Raw genomic sequence first — 16039 nt, 5'->3', positions numbered from 1 at the left:
CCCAGGACGGCAGAACCGGATACCGCCCCGACCAAAAACCAGATAAGGCAATGATTTTGCATACATAAACACTCCGCTCTGGACAAGCAGCGCCCCACCCTGCCCAGCCAGACCCGCTTCCCATCACAAATCTCGCCAAGAGCATGAAATTTTTGGGGATTGTCTTTGGCTGAATATCACCCCGCAGCGCGTAGGCCATTTCTCCCTAGGCCTTGCGCGCTTACGCTCATACGAGATTGCGGCATCGCAGCACGCTGACTGAGCTGCCCATCCCAAAAGGGGACTGACAAGATCGTCAACCGGCGCGCTGCAAATCGTCCGCCGTATCGATATCCAGCAAGACGCCGGGATCATCCAGATCCAGCCGCAAGGCCTGGCTCCAGTCCAGCGCGTCGCGCGCGCCGATATCGCCGCCCAGGTCCAGCAAACCGGGCAGGCAGGCCGCGGGCAGGCCGCGCGGATGGCCTGGACTGCCGTCGTGGCACGGCAGCACCAGCCGGCCTTGCCACAAGGCCGCCGCCACCTGGCTCACGGTATGAGGCCGGACGTTAGGCATGTCGCCCAAGCCCAGCACCACGCCGCGGCAATCCGGCAAGGACAGCGCCCACGCCACGCCGCAAGCCAGCGAGTGGCCCATGCCCGAACGGTTCAGCGCGCAAGGCAAGGGCCGCAGCCCCATCTGCTGGCATAAAGCCAGGCCAAACGCATCATCCTCCGGCAATACCAGCCCTATCTCGCTTAGCTGGCCGATGAAAGCGCCGACGCTGGCCTCCAGCAGCGAGCGGCCATCCGGCAGCAAGGCCTGGCGCTTGTCCGATCCAAAACGGCTGCCGCTGCCGGCCGCCAACACCAACCCGGCTATCATGCCCGGCACGCCTGCGGCACCTCGGTGGCCGCCGCGCGCTGCAAGGCGCTGCGGCTGGCGACCAGATCCGCCGCGATGGATACCGCGATCTCGGCCGGCGTGCGCGAGCCTATCGCCAGCCCGACCGGACCATGCAGCCTGTCCAGTTGCTCAGGCGTCAGGCCGAAATGCTCGGCCAGGCGGGCCTTGCGCTTCAGCGTGGTGGTGGCCGACCCCAGCGCGCCGACATACTGGCACGGCAGCTTCAACGCCTCCATCAGCGCCAGGTCGTCCAGTTTGGGATCATGCGTCACCGCCACCACCGCGGCGTATCGGTCGCAAGCGAAGGCCAGCACCAGATCGTCCGGCATCTCGGACGACAGCGGCACATCGGGCAAAGGCCAGTCCTGACGGTATTCCTCGCGCGGCTCGCACACCGTCACCGCGTAGTCCAGCGTGACAGCGATCTGCGCCAGATAACGGCCCAACTCCGACGCGCCTATGATCAGCAAACGCCAGCGCGCGCCGTGCCGCACGCTGAAGCCCGTCTCGTCCTCGGCGAATGCCGCGTCCGGCCCCGATTCGGCCAAGCTGGCCGAGCCGTCGCCGTAACGGACATGGCGCCACAACGGGCGCCGCGCGCGCGCCGCCTGCAGCAGGGCCTCCAGCTGCGCGGCGTCCGGCGCGCACTCCACCGCCACCCGCAGGCTGTTGCCGCAGGGCAGGCGATAGCGCTGGCGCTCCTCCACGCTGACGCCGAAGCTGCGCACCCGCACCGCCGGACCGCCATCGAAGAAACCTCCGCCGGCGATCTCGCGCCGCAGGTCGTCCTCGACGCAACCGCCGGACACCGAGCCGAAAATCGCGCCGTCGTCGCGGATCAGCGCCATCGATCCCGGCGGCCTTGGACTCGCGCCATAGGTGCCCAGCACCGTCAGCAAGGCGGCGCGCCGGCCGCTTTCCAGCCAGGCCAAGGCCTGAGCCAGCACTTCCTCTTCGTTGCCGCGCATCGCCGCCTCACTTCGGGCAATAAGCGCCGTTGCCGGCCCAACGCCGCACCGCGTCGTGAAAATCCGCCTGCGACAACGGCGGCAGCGTGCGGTTGCCACCGGGATGCCAAGCCCATTGCACCAGCGGATCGGCTGTCATGTGCGCCGCCAGCGCCGCCGCATCGCGGTTGCCGTTGGCTTGCTTGTCCACCAGTTTGCGGCACATCTGGCCGGCGCTGAGCCCTTCCCAGCCCATGCTCAGCGGCGCCAGATGCCAATTGGGCGCGCCCGGCACCAGGCCGTCGACGGAGTTGGCCGCCTGGTGGCAGGCGAAGCACATCAGCGTTGGCGCGCCCATATTGTCCGCGCCGCGCTGAATCAATTGCGCATGCGGATGGCGGTCGTCGCCCTGGCGCGGAAAATTGGTGACGGTGTGGCAGTTCAGGCAGCGCGGCGACTGCAGCACCTTGGCCATCTCGCCGAAGGCCTGGCGCGAGGCCGCGGAATCGTCGGCGGCCGATGCGGCAAACGGCAGCCAGGCCGCCAGCGCGAGGAGTCGGAATACAGTGTTCATGCCCATCTCCTCACACCGCTACGTAGCCGTGCCGGCTCAAGGGCAGCGCGCGCAGGCGCTTGCCGCTGGCGGCGTGAATGGCGTTGGCCAGCGCAGCCGCCGTCGGCGCGCCGCCGGGCTCGCCGGTGCCGCCGGGAGCCTCTTCGCTGGCGAGAATGGATACGTCCACCTTGGGCGCCTGGAACATCCTGACCAGCGGATAGCTATCGAAATTCTTCTGCTCCACCGCGCCGTCCTTGAACGTGATTTCCCCAAACAAGGCCGCGGACAGCGCGAACACGATGCCGCCCTGCATCTGCGCCGCCACCTGATCCGGATTGATCACCACGCCGCAATCGACCGCGCACCACACATGCTCCACCTTCAACTGCTTGCCCTTGACCGACACCTCCACCACTTGGCCGATATAGGAGCCGAAAGACGGGTGGACGGCGACGCCCAGGCCATGCCCCTTGGGCAGCTTGCGTCCCCAGCCGGCCATGCGGGCGGCCTCGCGCAGCACGCCCTGCTCGCGCGGCGCGCCCGATAGCAGCGCCAGCCGGTAGGCCACCGGATCCTGCCGCGCCAGCAAGGCCAGCTCATCGATGAAACATTCTTTGGAGAACGCGCTGTGCGAGTGGCCGACGGAGCGCCACCACAGCACCGGCAAGGCGGACTTGGGGGTATGCAGGTCCAGCTGCAGCGCCGGCACGGCATAGGCCATGCCCACCGTGCCCTCAACCGACGTCGCGTCTATGCCGTCCTTGACCAGGGCGGATTCGAACGGCGTGCCGGCGATGATGGACTGGCCGACGCCGGTCTGCAGCCAGGCCACCGGCTTGCCGCGGGCATCGATGCCGCCGCGCACCCTGTCCAGCCACATCGGCCGGTAGTACGCCCCCGCCAGATCGTCGTCGCGGGTCCACACCAGCTTGATCGGCACGTCCTGGCCGTGGCGCTTGGCCACCTCCACCGCCTCGCGCAGCCAGTCCGAACCCACCGGCACGGCTCGCCGGCCAAAGCCGCCGCCCAGCAGCGTGGTATGCAGCGTGGCTTGCTCCGGTTTCAGCCCAGCCATGCCGGCGGCGAGGCCGGCGTCTATGGTCTGCGACTGGGTGCCGCTCCAGATTTCGATGCCGTCCGGTTTCAGCCAGACCACGCAATTGAGCGGCTCCATCGGCGAGTGCGCCAGATACGGCACCTCGTACCAGGCATCCAGCTTCTTCGCCGCGCCTTTCAGCGCCGCCTCGGCATCGCCGGCGCGGCGGTACACCTGGCCGGGACGCGCCGCCAGCGCGCGATATTCGTCGCGCAATGTGGTGGAATCCAGCCCGCCATTGGGGCCGGGCTCCCACTCCGCCTGCAGCAGGTCGCGCGCCTTCTTGGCTGGCCAGAAACCGTCGGCGAGCACCGCCACGCCATTGCTGACGGCGAACACCGCCTTGACGCCGGGCACGGCCCGCGCCGCGTCGGCGTTGAAATGCTTGGGTTTGCCGCCATAGCTCGGGCAACGCAGGATCAAGGCGGTCAGCATGCCGGGCAGCCGCACATCGATGGCGAACTGCGCGCGGCCGTCCAGCTTTTCCGGGCCATCCAGCCTGTGCACGCGGGTGCCCAGCAGCTTCCAGCGATGGCGCGGCTTCAGGGCTATGGTGTCCGGCACCGGCAGCTTGGCGGCGGCCTCGCTCAGTTCGCCGAAGCCCAGGCTAGCCGCGTTGGCGTTGTTGAACACCCGGCCGTTTTCGGCGCGGCATTGCGTCGCCGGCACGCGCCAGCGCTGCGCGGCGGCGGCAATCAGCATGTCGCGCGCGGCGGCGCCTATCTTGCGGTACTGGTCATAGCTGCTGATGGTGCTGGTGCTGCCGCCGGTCAGCTGGATATGGAATACCGTGTGGCCATAGATGGCGCCCAGCGGCGCCGAGACCACTTTCACCCGGTTCCAGTCGCACTCCAGCTCCTCGGCGATCAGCATCGCCAGCGAGGTGTAGATGCCCTGCCCCATTTCCGACTTATTGCTGACGATGGTGACGCTGCCGTCGCGTTCGATGCGGATGAAGGCATTCGGCGACGGGATGGCCGGCGCGGCCTCGGCGGCCTGGGCGAAGCGGCCGCTTTCCTGCAGCGCAAAGCTCAGGCACAACAGCCCGCCGGCGGCGCCGGTTTTCAGAAAGGCGCGCCGGGACAAACGGGTAGTGGTCATCGCGGTTCTCCTACAGCAGCTTGGCGGCGGCATGAATGGCCGCGCGGATGCGCGGATAGGTGCCGCAGCGGCACAGATTGCCGCTCATCGCCTGATCGATATCCTGATCCGAGGGATGCGGGTTGGCGCTGAGCAGCGCGGTGGCCGCCAGCACCTGCCCGCTCTGGCAATAGCCGCACTGCACCACGTCCAGCTCCTGCCAAGCCTGCTTGACCGCTTTGGCCACCTTGTCGTCATTGCCCTCTACGGTGGTCAGGCTGTCGTCGGCCGCCAGCGTGGACAGCGGCGTCACGCAGGCGCGGATCGGCAGCCCGTTTTTCAGCACCGTACAGGCGCCGCACAAGGCAGCGCCGCAGCCGAACTTGGCGCCGGTCAGCCCCAGCTCATCGCGCAGCGCCCACAAAAGCGGCGTGTCCGGGCTGGAGTGGACCTCCACCTGTTTGCCATTAATGGTTAGCTTCATTCTGTCCTCCCGTGCGCAAGCCGTATGCGTAGCGGAGCCATCGCCGCGGCTATCCATGCCGGCCGTTGAATCACTATAGATAGAAAGTCTCGGCTAGCAGACAAACTCCGACACAAACAGGGTCAGAAGCGGGTTTTGACACTGAGCGACAGCGTGCTGCGGTCCTGCAGCAGGTTGTAATCCCCGCCTCCGGTCCGGACATAGCGCAGATCGAGCCAGCTGTCTTTGCTCCATGCCAGGCCAAGCCCCAGCGCCGCCGTGCGGCGGCCGGCGGAAAACTGCCCATCGTCGGAATACCCCACCGCATCAAAGGCGTAGGACAGATACGGCTGCCACTCCCAGCTGCCGGGGAAGGGCCGAAAGCGGTTCTGGTACTTCAGGCGCCAGCCCCAGGCGGTGGGCGTGGCAAAGCCTTTCAGCGCGCAAGTGTCGGCGTCGCTGGAACAGGCGGGATAGGCTTCGCTCGGCGCCATGCCTAAACCCATGCGGCCATAGCGCATCACCGACGGATCAGGCAGACCGCTGACCCGGCGCAATGCGAATTGTCCCTCCAGCGTGGCCTGCCGACCCAGAGAAGGTGGCAAGGGCTGACGCGCGCTGGCCAGCCATTGCGATACGCGGAACTCGTCGTAGCCGCGCAGAACCGCGCCAGCGGGCAAATGGTTCAAGTGGGCCAAGGGGCCGATCCCCGCCAGCGTGCCATTCAGAAAATCCGCTCCGTTCCAGATCAGCGCGCGGTTCGGTTGCAGGCTGTATTCCAGATAGAGCCTGCGGCCGCGCTCGTCTTCCTGGGCCAAGTTGACCGCCCATAGCCGGCGGTGGGGCAGGAAAGCGTCCCGATAGTCCCCGGCCGGCGCTAGCGGCACGCGCTCGCCGCCCGGCCCCGGCGCGGTCAACACCGCGCCCGAACCGGTTTTCACGACTTGCGCCAAAGGGCTGCGGCTGGTGAAATCGGCGTAAAACAGACCCAGCGCGCCCAGTCGCGGCAGCTGGTAATGCCAGCCCACGCCGTATTCGCCCGCGCTTGGCCTCAGATCGTCGGCGCGCGGCAGGTAATCCAGGCGATTGGCAATCGACTGCGCGTCCGTGGTCTGCACCTGCTTTTTGTTCAGCAGCGTCAGCAGGCCGCCGTTCAGCGTCAGCTTGTCGCAACCGGGCTGGATGTAGTCGTTGATGGAGTAGAAGGTGCCGCAGCCTGGGTAACCGTTGGCGCGGAAGGCGAACTGGTAAAACCCATCCACGCTGAGCCGGCTGCTGGCCTGCCATTGACCGTATAAGGCCGGCGCCGGCACATTGACGGACTCGCCTGGCGAAGCGGCGCGGAACTGGGCTGCGTAATCCCAGGCGTTTATCTGCTGCAATCCGCCGGCGTACACCGTGGGCGTCGCCCAGGGAATGACCTGCTGCCCCAGCCGCCAGCGCAGCGGCCGCTGCGCCAGGTCGACGCTGCCGAAGACATAAGCGTCGCTTGCCACTGCGTTGCCGAAGCGGCTCAAGGCGGCGAAACCGGCGTCGCTGAGCCGCCCCGGGACATAGCCGTTGGCCACATTTCCATGCGGCACCGTTGCGTCGGCCAAGACCTGGTCGTACCAGCCCTTTACGCTCAGCTGCGCGCCATGGTCGCCGCTGGCTAGGCGCAGTTGCAGATAGCCGTCCACGCTGCGCGACACGGTATCGCCCCTGCCGTAATTGAGGTCGCCGTCATTGCGGGCCGCCATGCCGGCGCCGCTGATCAGCTTGGCGGAAGGGCGGTCGGCGCGCCAGATATTGCCCACGCCGAACGCGCCCTGCCACTTCGCCATCCATCCCCCTGCGAGGGAGTGCTCCACGCCGTCGCCAAGGCTGCTGGCACGGTCTCCGAACACGATCTCTCCGGCCAGGCAGGCCGACGCCGATCCCAGCGCCAGGCCCGCCGGCACCACCCACCGCCACGCTCGCACGCGCCCGTCTCCCGTTCAAGCATCCGTCTCAGGATAGCCCATGCGGCGGCGGAGAAACGGGCGTCAGCGGATCAACCGCCGCGCGCCAGGCAGCGCTGGTAACGGCCGTCCACCCGGCGCGCGAACCACTCGGTGGTGAGCTTGCGGGTGAACTTGGGACTGACCAGCACGATCTGCGGAATGATTTCGCGCGGCGCTTTGGAGCCAGCCAGCGCGAACACCTTCTGGTAAAGCGGCGTCTGGGCGAAGCCGGACAGTTTTTCCAGCTTCAGGTCGCGCAGCATCTCGGCATCGCTCATGCCGATTTTTCCAGCGATGGACTGCAGCGCGCGCTGGGTATCGCTGACCTCGCCGGACAGATCGCGGTTCATCTTGTTGTTGTACAGCATGATGTCGCCATCCAGCGCCAGCTTGCGGCCCGACAGCCTGGCCACCGCCTGCTGGAAAGCGGCGTTGCGGCTGGCGTAGCGGCCGGCGTTGAAATCGGCGAAACGGTAGACCATGTCATGGTAAGGCGCCGGGTATTGCAACAGGATGGCCGTGCCGAAGTAGACGCTGCCGCGACGGGTGAACACCTCATCGCGCAGGTTGGTATACGGGTAGGGATACGGCCAGGCGCGGACGTGGGTTTCGGCGAAGGCCACGCTGACCTGCATCGGGCCGCCGTCGCGGATGGGATTCTTGTGCTCGAAGATGGTCTGGCCAAACGGCAGCTCGCGCACCATGTCTTCGTACAGCGCGTTCATCTCGCGCTTGGTGCGCAAGGCGTCCACGCGCTGCTTGAAGGTGCGCCCGTCCGGAGAGGTCTTGCTCATCGCCGCGTCCACCACGAACTGCGGAATCAGATATTTCTGCCGGCGCTGCTCGATCTCGCCCCAGACGATCTTGGACAGATTGGGCACCACCGGGTCCGGGCTGAAGCCGGACTCCTGCTCCGCCACCGCCAGCACCGCGCAGAAGAACTGCGGCGTGTACGGGATTTTCAGATGGCTGAACGCGCCCATGATGTCGTTGGTCCAGCCTTTGCGGTCCGGGATGCCGGGCGGCAGCAAACGGTCCAGCAAGGCGCGGCCCTGGCTTTCGGCGATGGCCGGCGGCGGCTGCACCGGTTTGACCACAGGTCTGGGCGCAACGGGGGCGGCAACCGGCGCGGAGGCCGCTGGCGGCGGCAGCTCAACCGCCGGAGCGGAGGCCGGCTCGATAGGCGCCGCGACGGGCGCGGATTCGGTGGGAGACTTGGGCGGCGTGGCGCAGGCGGCGACGAGCAAACTGCCAGCCAACAGGGTCAGACGGGCTTTCAACGGCATCTCGCAAACGGTGAAAAGCGGCAGTTTAGCCCAATGGGGGAACGATTGGCATGGCCGCGATCAATGTAGGTTGAAGTGGGCCATGGTCCCATCCTTGCGCATGGCGCTGATGGCCTGATTGATGCTGGTAAGCGTCGCGTTGTCCATCTTCTGGTTGCAGGCGAAAGAGACATCCAGGGTATCCAGCACCCAAACCACCCGCGGCGGCGCCATGCCCATGCTGCGCGACAGCGACTGTAGACCTATGTCAAGCATTGCCCACAAGTCCAACCGTCCCAAGCCAAGTTTTTCCAGGCCATGCTGATAATCCGCGCTCTCGTCTAGCGGCACGCCCATCTGCTTCAGCCGTTCCGCCACCATGGTGCCTCGCGCAGCCCCCACACGCAGCGTCTTGAGCTGCTCCGTGCTACGCACGATCAGCGGGTTGTCATGTCTGGCCAGCATGACCATGCGGATCTGCATCATCGGCGCGCTCCATTTGTAGCGCGCCGACATTTCGGCCAGATGCACCACCGGCATGCAAGTGTCTTCTTGCTGCTCCACCAACAGGCGCGTTCGTGCCTGCGGATAAAAAGCAAGATGCATTTCGACGCCGGAACGGCGGCTGATTTCATGCAGGATATCCACGGCGACGCCGCGAGGCTCGCCGCCCGCGGTGGCTGGCTCCGACACCCCTGGCATGGGTGAAAACAGCATCTGCACCTGCTGCGCCCGCGCCTGGCACGCCACCACCAGGCACAGTGCCCACGCAGCTATTCTCCATATAGCCATTGTCGCTCCCGTCGCCGGTACTGACTCAACCATAGCAAAACGGGAGGCTCGCGCCTCCCGTCTGTTGCCTTGGACTTCTAGCCTGGGATCAGAAACCGCTGATCAGAATCCAGCCTATCAAGGCCGGCGCCAGCGCCATGCAGAAACCGCGCATCGCCGTCATCGCGCGCGGCGAGCAAACCGCGGACAGCTCGTCGCGCACCGCCGGCCAGACCTTCCAGCCGACGAACAGCGCCAGTAGCAGCTCGCCCAGCGGCATCAGCAGCTTGGAGGTGACGAAATCCAGCAGATCGAAGAAATTCATCCCGAACAGCTGGTAATCACCCCATACGCCCAGCGACAGCGAAGCCGGAATGCCCAGCAGGAAGGTGGCTGCCGCCATGCCGCAAGCGGCGGCACGGCGCGACAGACCCATTTCATCGATGGCGAAGCTGGTGATGACTTCCAGCAGCGACACCGACGAGGTCAGCGCCGCCAGCAGCAACAGGCAGAAGAACATCACGGCGAACAGCTGGCCCAGCGGCAGGTGGGCAAACACCGCCGGCATGGTGATGAAAGTGAGGCCAGGGCCGGCCGACGGATCGAAACCGAAGGCGAACACAGCCGGCAACACCATCAAGCCCGCCAGGAAGCAGGTGGCCACCGTTAGCAGGATCACCCACAGCGCGGACCCCACCAGATTGGACTCGCGGCCGACATAAGAGCCGTAGGTGATCATGATGCCCAGGCCCAGCGACAAGGAGAAAAAGGCCAGGCCCAGCGCATCCATCAGCATCGCGCCGCTGAGCTTGGAAAAGTCCGGCGCCACGAAATAGGCCAAGCCATCCATCGCCCCCGGCAAGGTCAGACCGCGGACGATCAGCAGCAGCATCAGGGCGAACAGCGCCGGCATCAGAAACTTGGACAGCTTCTCGATGCCCTGTTGCACCCCGCCCACCACCACGGCCAGCGTCAGCAGCGCGAAACCCGCGTGATAGGCCAGCGGCAGCGACGGGTGGCTGATGAAGCCGCCGAAGATGTCGCCCAGCGCCTTGGCGTCGGAGGTCAGAATGCTGCCGTCCAGCGATTTGCCGATGTAGGCGATGGTCCAACCGCCGACTACGCTGTAGAACGACAGAATCAGGAAGCACACCAGCACGCCCATATAGCCGATCACCGGCCAGAAGCCGCCGGCCAGCTTGCGGAAGGAGCCGACTGCGCCGGCGTTGGCGGCGCGTCCCAACGCCATCTCCGACAGCATCAGCACCAGGCCCAGCGTCAGGCAAATGCCCAGGTAAACGAACAGAAACGCGCCGCCGCCATTGGTGGCGGCCACATAAGGGAACTTCCAGATGGCGCCCAGCCCGATGGCCGAGCCGGCCGCCGCGAGTATGAAACCGAGGCGCGAGCCCCATTGAGATCTAGCCATGTTTGAATCTTCTTTGTCGTATTGCTGTTATTGAAGGTGCTTGCCATGCCTGCATGGGCCGGCGAAAACCTCGCGCGGGGAGCAGACATGGCGGCCGCCGCGCAAGGCGGACGGCGGGGTCTTCCGGCAGCGGCCCCATTGAGGCTGCCGCGGAAAGGGATGACCGGACGCGCTGCGCCATCCCGCGCGCCGATGCGGCGGCGGACAAGGCGCTGGCAGGTCCAGTCCGGGAGAGGGAATCGTTGGTTGAACGACACTACTGCTGCGCCGGGGGTGGTGGCGCCGCGCAGTCCTCTAGATGTATCCTGGATACGTTTCAAAATGTAACAACGATTGCGGACAGTTTCTACTGTTTCGCCAGCCGACCCTGCAAATTACCCGGCCAGCATGCCGATGCGGGCGTCGACAACACATTGCGTCCGTGAAATCGCCGCTTTCAGCGAATAAACTAAGTAGAAGAACTTAGCCCGCGACGGCGTCATCCGGCGCGCGGCTATGACACGCCTGTTTGCCACGGATGGGGGAACAGCCATGACCGCTTTGCAGACGCTGCAGCCCCTGATCGACACGGTGCAGGGTTGCCTGGTGCTGTCCTCGCCGGACGATGGCCGCATCGTTTCCGCCAACCAGCTGGCCAGCATCCTGCTGGCTTGCCCGCACGACGAGTTGCTGGACCGCTCGATGTACGACTTCCTGCCCCACCCCGCCGACGCCGACGCCATCCGCCAGGACTTGGACGCGCACAGCATGATCTACAACCGCGGCATGCAGCTGCGCACGGTCAACGGCCGCCACTTCGACGTCCAGCTCTCGGTGCGCAAGGTCAGCCTGAACGATGCCGCGATGCTGGTGTTCAGCTTCTCCGACCGCACCGAGGCCAAGGTGATGAGCCAGTTGCTGGACTATGAGCGCCAGCTGGTGCAGCGCTCGCTGAATATCGTCAAGACGCTGAAAGAGGAAGGCAGCCAGAGCCAGGACGAAGACAGGCTGACCGGCGTGGCCGGCATGCACCGGATGATGGCCGCCGCCCATGCCGAAACCAGCCGCGTGCTGCGTTACGGCGGCACGCTGTCCATCCTGGCGCTGGTGTTGGTCAACGCCCCGGACATGGTGCCAAGGGAGGACGACGGCTCGGCCTACAATCATCTGCTGCGGCTGGCCGCCAGCCTGTGCCTGCAAAGCATACGCGACAGCGACCTGGTGGCGCGCCGCGACGACAATGCCTTGATCATCCTGCTGCCCAGCACCGACATGAACGGCGCCAGCGAACTGGCGCGCCGGCTGATCACCTCGCTGCGCCAGCTGACCTTTCTGTATCAAGGCGAGGAACACCAGGCGGCGGCCTGCGTCGGGCTCAGCGAGCTGCGGCCGGACGAGGCCGGCCCCAAGCCCATGCTGGAGCGGCTGGAATATGCGCTGCAAAAAGCGCAGGAAGGCGGCGCCAACTACATCATCCGCCTGCCTTGATCCGTTTCGTCAGCGAAAATGAAAAACGCCGATGATCGATCATCGGCGTTTCTGTTGCGTTCGGGCGGACCCGGTCAGGCCAGCTTATCCAGCAGCTTCTGGTGAATGCCGCCGAAACCGCCATTGCTCATCACCAGCACATGGTCGCCTGGCTTGGCCTCGGCGACGATGGCGCGGAGCAGCGCGTCAAAGTCAGTGAAGGTCTGCGCCTTGTCGCCTATGGGCTGCAAGGCCTCGCCGGGGTTCCAGTTCAGCCCCGCCGCCGAGCAGAACACCCGGTCGGCCAGCGCCAGCGAACCCGGCAGCGCGTCCTTCATCGTGCCCAGCTTCATGGTGTTGGAGCGCGGCTCCAGCACCGCCAGGATGCGCGCCGCCCCAACCTTGCGGCGCAGGCCTTCCAGCGTGGTGGCGATGGCCGTCGGGTGATGGGCGAAATCATCGTAGACGGTGACGCCGCCCGCCACGCCCTTCACTTCCATCCGGCGCTTGACGTTGGCGAAACGGGACAAGGCATCGATGGCGTCCTTGACCGCCACCCCGGCATGGCGCGCGGCGGCGATGGCGGCGACGGCATTCAGGCGGTTGTGCTCGCCCAGCAGCGCCCAGCGCACCGTGCCTTGCAGCTTGCCTTCCAACCATACGTCGAAACCGCCATCGTCATGCAAAGCGCCCAGCTGCCAGCCGGCGTCCACGCCGAAGCGCTCCGTCGGCGTCCAACAGCCGCGCGCCAGCACGCGGTCCAGATTGGCCTCTCGGCCGTTGCTGACGATGCGGCCGTTGCCGGGAATGGTGCGCACCAGATGGTGGAACTGGGTCTCGATGGCGGCCAGATCGGCGAAGATGTCGGCGTGATCGAATTCCAGATTGTTCAGGATGGCGGTGCGCGGACGGTAATGGACGAACTTGGAGCGCTTGTCGAAGAAAGCGGTGTCGTACTCGTCTGCCTCGATCACGAAGAAGGGGCTGACGCTGGCAGGGTCCAGCGCCGGCTTGCCCGGCAATCGCGCCGACACGCCGAAGTTTTCCGGGATGCCGCCGATCAGAAAGCCCGGCGCCAGGCCGGCGTCTTCCAATATCCAGGCCAGCATGGAGCTGGTGGTGGTCTTGCCGTGGGTGCCGGCCACCGCCAGCACCCATTTGTCGCGCAGCACATTCTCCGCCAGCCACTGCGGGCCGGAGATATACGGCAGGCCGCGGTTGAGGATTTCCTCCATCAAGGGCTTGCCGCGCGTCACCACATTGCCGATCACGTACACGTCCGGGTTCAGATCCACCTGTTCCGCGCCGAAGCCCTGCACCAGCTCGATGCCCATCGCCTCCAGCTGGGTGCTCATCGGCGGGTAGACATTGGCGTCGCAGCCGGTGACCTTGTGGCCGGCCTGTTTGGCGATGGCGGCGATGCCGCCCATGAAGGTACCGCAGATACCCAGGATGTGGATGTGCATATCGGTTCAGCAGGGAAAACGTCGAAAGCGCAAGGATACCGGAAAGCACGGCGCCGCGTCACCGCCGTCCGGGGCTGCCGCTCAAGCGCGCCCGCACCGTCCACCCTTGCGCCAGGACAAAGTGGCGCCGCGGGATAGCCCGCTAAACTGTTCACATCCAAACCAAAATCCAGCCCATGCTTGTCGAACTATCCTTGGTGCTATCGCTGCTGCAGCAGATGTGCGTCTATCTGGTGATCGCCTATCTGCTGTCCAAAACGCCTCTGTTCATGCCGCTGACCCAGGTGACCCTGCGGCTGCCGCATCGGCTGGCCTGTTATGTGGTGTTCTCGATGTTCTGCATCATGGGCACTTACTTTGGCCTGCACATCGACGATTCCATCGCCAACACTCGGGCCATCGGCGCGGTGTTGGGCGGCATGCTGGGCGGCCCCTGGGTGGGGCTGGCGGTGGGCTTTACCGGCGGCCTGCACCGCTACTCGTTGGGCGGCCTCACCGCCGGGGCCTGCATGGTCTCCACCATGGTGGAAGGGCTGCTGGGCGGGCTGGTGCATCTGTATCTGGTGAGAAAGGGCAAACGGGCCAAACTGTTCGACCCGCTGGTGGTGGCGCTGACCGCCCTGGCCGCCGAAGTGTGCCAGATGGCCATCCTGCTGGCGCTGGTGCGGCCGTTTCATGCGGCCGAGCACCTGGTGGAAAGCATCGCCCTGCCGATGATGATCGCCAACACGCTGGGCGCCGGCATGTTCATGCGCATCTTGCTGGACCGCCGCGCGCTGGCCACGCAATATTCCACTGCCTTCTCCAGCAAGGCGCTGCAAATCGCCGCCCGCGCCGAGGGCGTTCTGCGCCAGGGCTTCAACCGCGAGAACAGCATGACCGTCGCCCGCATCCTGTACGAGGAGTTGGGCGTCGGCGCCGTGGCCATCACCGACCGCGAACATCTGCTCGCCTTCATCGGCATAGGTTCGGACCATCACAAACCCGGCACCGCCATCACCTCGCCGCACACCCACCGCGCCATCGAACACAATCAGGTGGTGTACGCCGACGGCGAGGAGGTGCCTTACCGCTGTTCACTGCATCCGCAGTGCAAGCTGGCGTCGTCGCTGGTGATTCCGCTGCGCGGCGAGGACGAACGGGTGATCGGCACCATCAAGCTGTACGAGCCGCGCAACAAGCTGATCTCCCACATCAATCTGACCCTGGGCGAAGGCATCGCCCGCCTACTGTCCAGCCAGATCCTGCAAGGCCGCTACGACCAGCAGAAACAGCTGCTGGCGCAGACCGAGATCAAGCTGCTGCACGCCCAGGTCAATCCGCACTTCCTGTTCAACGCGCTGAACACGCTGTCGGCGGTGATCCGCCGCAACCCGGAGCACGCGCGCCAGTTGGTGCAATATCTGTCCACCTTCTTCCGCAAAAACCTGAAACGCCCCAGCGAGGTGGCGACGCTGGCGGACGAGATCGAGCATGTCAGCGCCTATCTGCACATCGAAGAGGCGCGCTTCGCCGGGCGGCTGCATGTGGATATCGAGTTGGCGGAGGACGCCCGCCAGGTCCAGCTGCCGGCCTTCTCGCTGCAACCCATCGTGGAAAATGCCATCAAGCACGGCACCTCGCAGCTATTGGAACCCGGCCGCATCCGCATTGGCGCGCGCTGCGCCGACGGCGCGCTGCGGGTGACGGTGGAGGACAACGCCGGCCTGTACGCGCCGGCCGGGCCCAGCGACGGCATGGGCATGTCATTGGTGGACCGCCGCATCCGCGCCCGCCACGGCCCCGGCTACGGCGTAACGGTGGAATGCCAGCCGGAAGCCTATACCCGCGTCACCTTGACCGTGCCCTGCCCTTGCCCCGGAGAACTGCCATGCTGAAGACCCTGCTGGTGGACGATGAACCGCTGGCGCGCGACGAACTGCGCCAGCTCCTGGCCGCGCACGCCGGCTTCGACATCGTCGGCGAATGCGGCAACGCCATCGAAGCCATCGCCTTCATCCACCGCCAGCAGCCCGACGTGGTGTTTCTGGACATCCAGATGCCGCGCGTCAGCGGCCTGGAAATGCTGGCCATGCTGGACCCGGACAAGATGCCGCGCGTGGTGTTCGTCACCGCCTTCGACGACTACGCCATCCAGGCTTTCGAGGAACATGCCTTCGATTACCTGCTGAAACCGGTGGACCCCGAGCGGCTGGCCAAGACCATAGGCCGGCTGCAACGCGAGGCCGCGCCGCGCGCGCTGGACGGCCTGCCGCTGGCGCCGCTGGAGCTGGTGCCCTGCCACGGCGTCAACCGCATCGCCCTGCTCAGGCTGGACGAAGTGGAGTTCGTGTCCTCGCGCGTCAGCGGGGTGTTCGTGCAGGCCGCCGATGGACGCGAACACTTCACCGAGTTGACCTTGCGCACCTTCGAGGAGCGCAGCGTCCTGTTCCGCTGCCATCGCCAGCACCTGGTCAATCTGCGCGCCATCCGCGAAATCCGCCTCGGCGACAATGGCGTGGCCGATATCGTCACCCTAGGCGGCCGCACGCTGCCGGTCAGCCGCCGCTTCCTCAAGCCGCTGAAGGAGGCCTTGGGGATTCCCGGCTGAAAGGCAGCGCCGCTGCTCGCCCCCGGTTTCCCGCCGCTCGCGCCGCCAGGCTGCCGCTGACG

At 66.0% G+C, this 16039-nt stretch carries 13 protein-coding genes; 3 read left to right on the top strand and 10 right to left on the bottom strand.

The window, feature by feature from the left end:
• Window positions 1-295: 295 nt before the first annotated feature.
• From BI343_RS08645 to BI343_RS08605, 9 genes are all read right to left on the bottom strand, one after another.
• Window positions 296-865 (bottom strand): nucleotidyltransferase family protein, encoded by a 570-nt coding sequence (locus tag BI343_RS08645; RefSeq protein WP_071109406.1) that lies wholly within the window; start codon window positions 863-865, stop codon window positions 296-298.
• Entirely contained in the window at window positions 862-1854 is a 993-nt protein-coding gene (locus BI343_RS08640) for an XdhC family protein (protein WP_071109405.1), read from the bottom strand. Before BI343_RS08640 ends, BI343_RS08645 begins: the two co-directional genes overlap by 4 nt.
• Window positions 1855-1861: 7 nt before the next feature.
• A complete protein-coding gene (locus BI343_RS08635) occupies window positions 1862-2407 on the bottom strand; it encodes a hypothetical protein (protein WP_071109404.1) in 546 nt (181 codons plus the stop codon).
• A gap of 10 nt (window positions 2408-2417) precedes the next feature.
• Entirely contained in the window at window positions 2418-4586 is a 2169-nt protein-coding gene (locus BI343_RS08630; protein ID WP_071109403.1) for a xanthine dehydrogenase family protein molybdopterin-binding subunit, read from the bottom strand.
• A 10-nt stretch (window positions 4587-4596) separates the two neighbouring features.
• Entirely contained in the window at window positions 4597-5049 is a 453-nt protein-coding gene (locus BI343_RS08625; RefSeq protein ID WP_071109402.1) for a (2Fe-2S)-binding protein, read from the bottom strand.
• A 122-nt stretch (window positions 5050-5171) separates the two neighbouring features.
• Window positions 5172-6989, bottom strand: coding sequence for a DUF1302 domain-containing protein (locus tag BI343_RS08620; protein ID WP_139165683.1), 1818 nt, complete (start codon window positions 6987-6989; stop codon window positions 5172-5174).
• A gap of 71 nt (window positions 6990-7060) precedes the next feature.
• A complete protein-coding gene (locus BI343_RS08615) occupies window positions 7061-8296 on the bottom strand; it encodes a DUF1615 domain-containing protein (RefSeq protein WP_071109401.1) in 1236 nt (411 codons plus the stop codon).
• 60 nt (window positions 8297-8356) lie between these two features.
• Complete coding sequence (locus tag BI343_RS08610; protein ID WP_169828996.1) at window positions 8357-9067, bottom strand: substrate-binding periplasmic protein; 711 nt, start codon at window positions 9065-9067, stop codon at window positions 8357-8359.
• Between the two features lie 88 nt (window positions 9068-9155).
• Window positions 9156-10475 (bottom strand): sodium-dependent transporter, encoded by a 1320-nt coding sequence (locus BI343_RS08605; RefSeq protein WP_071109399.1) that lies wholly within the window; start codon window positions 10473-10475, stop codon window positions 9156-9158.
• A 531-nt stretch (window positions 10476-11006) separates the two neighbouring features.
• On the opposite strand from BI343_RS08605, the gene BI343_RS08600 reads away from it, so the two are divergent.
• On the top strand, window positions 11007-11942 hold the full coding sequence (locus tag BI343_RS08600; protein ID WP_071109398.1) for a PAS domain-containing protein: 936 nt from the start codon (window positions 11007-11009) through the stop codon (window positions 11940-11942).
• Window positions 11943-12016: 74 nt separating this feature from the next.
• Here the strand turns inward: BI343_RS08600 and mpl are convergent, their stop codons facing one another.
• Window positions 12017-13387: a UDP-N-acetylmuramate:L-alanyl-gamma-D-glutamyl-meso-diaminopimelate ligase gene (gene mpl, locus BI343_RS08595; protein WP_071109397.1), complete on the bottom strand. Its 1371-nt coding sequence runs from the start codon at window positions 13385-13387 to the stop codon at window positions 12017-12019.
• A gap of 176 nt (window positions 13388-13563) precedes the next feature.
• Here mpl and BI343_RS08590 point away from each other — a divergent pair, with 176 nt between their 5' ends.
• A complete protein-coding gene (locus BI343_RS08590; RefSeq protein WP_071109396.1) occupies window positions 13564-15264 on the top strand; it encodes a sensor histidine kinase in 1701 nt (566 codons plus the stop codon).
• Window positions 15258-15977 (top strand): two-component system response regulator BtsR, encoded by a 720-nt coding sequence (btsR, locus tag BI343_RS08585; RefSeq protein ID WP_071109395.1) that lies wholly within the window; start codon window positions 15258-15260, stop codon window positions 15975-15977. Before BI343_RS08590 ends, btsR begins: the two co-directional genes overlap by 7 nt.
• Window positions 15978-16039 lie beyond the last annotated feature (62 nt).

The sequence above is a fragment of the Chromobacterium amazonense genome (assembly GCF_001855565.1).
Taxonomy (GTDB): domain Bacteria; phylum Pseudomonadota; class Gammaproteobacteria; order Burkholderiales; family Chromobacteriaceae; genus Chromobacterium; species Chromobacterium amazonense.
This window is presented reverse-complemented; position numbering and strand designations above follow the sequence as displayed.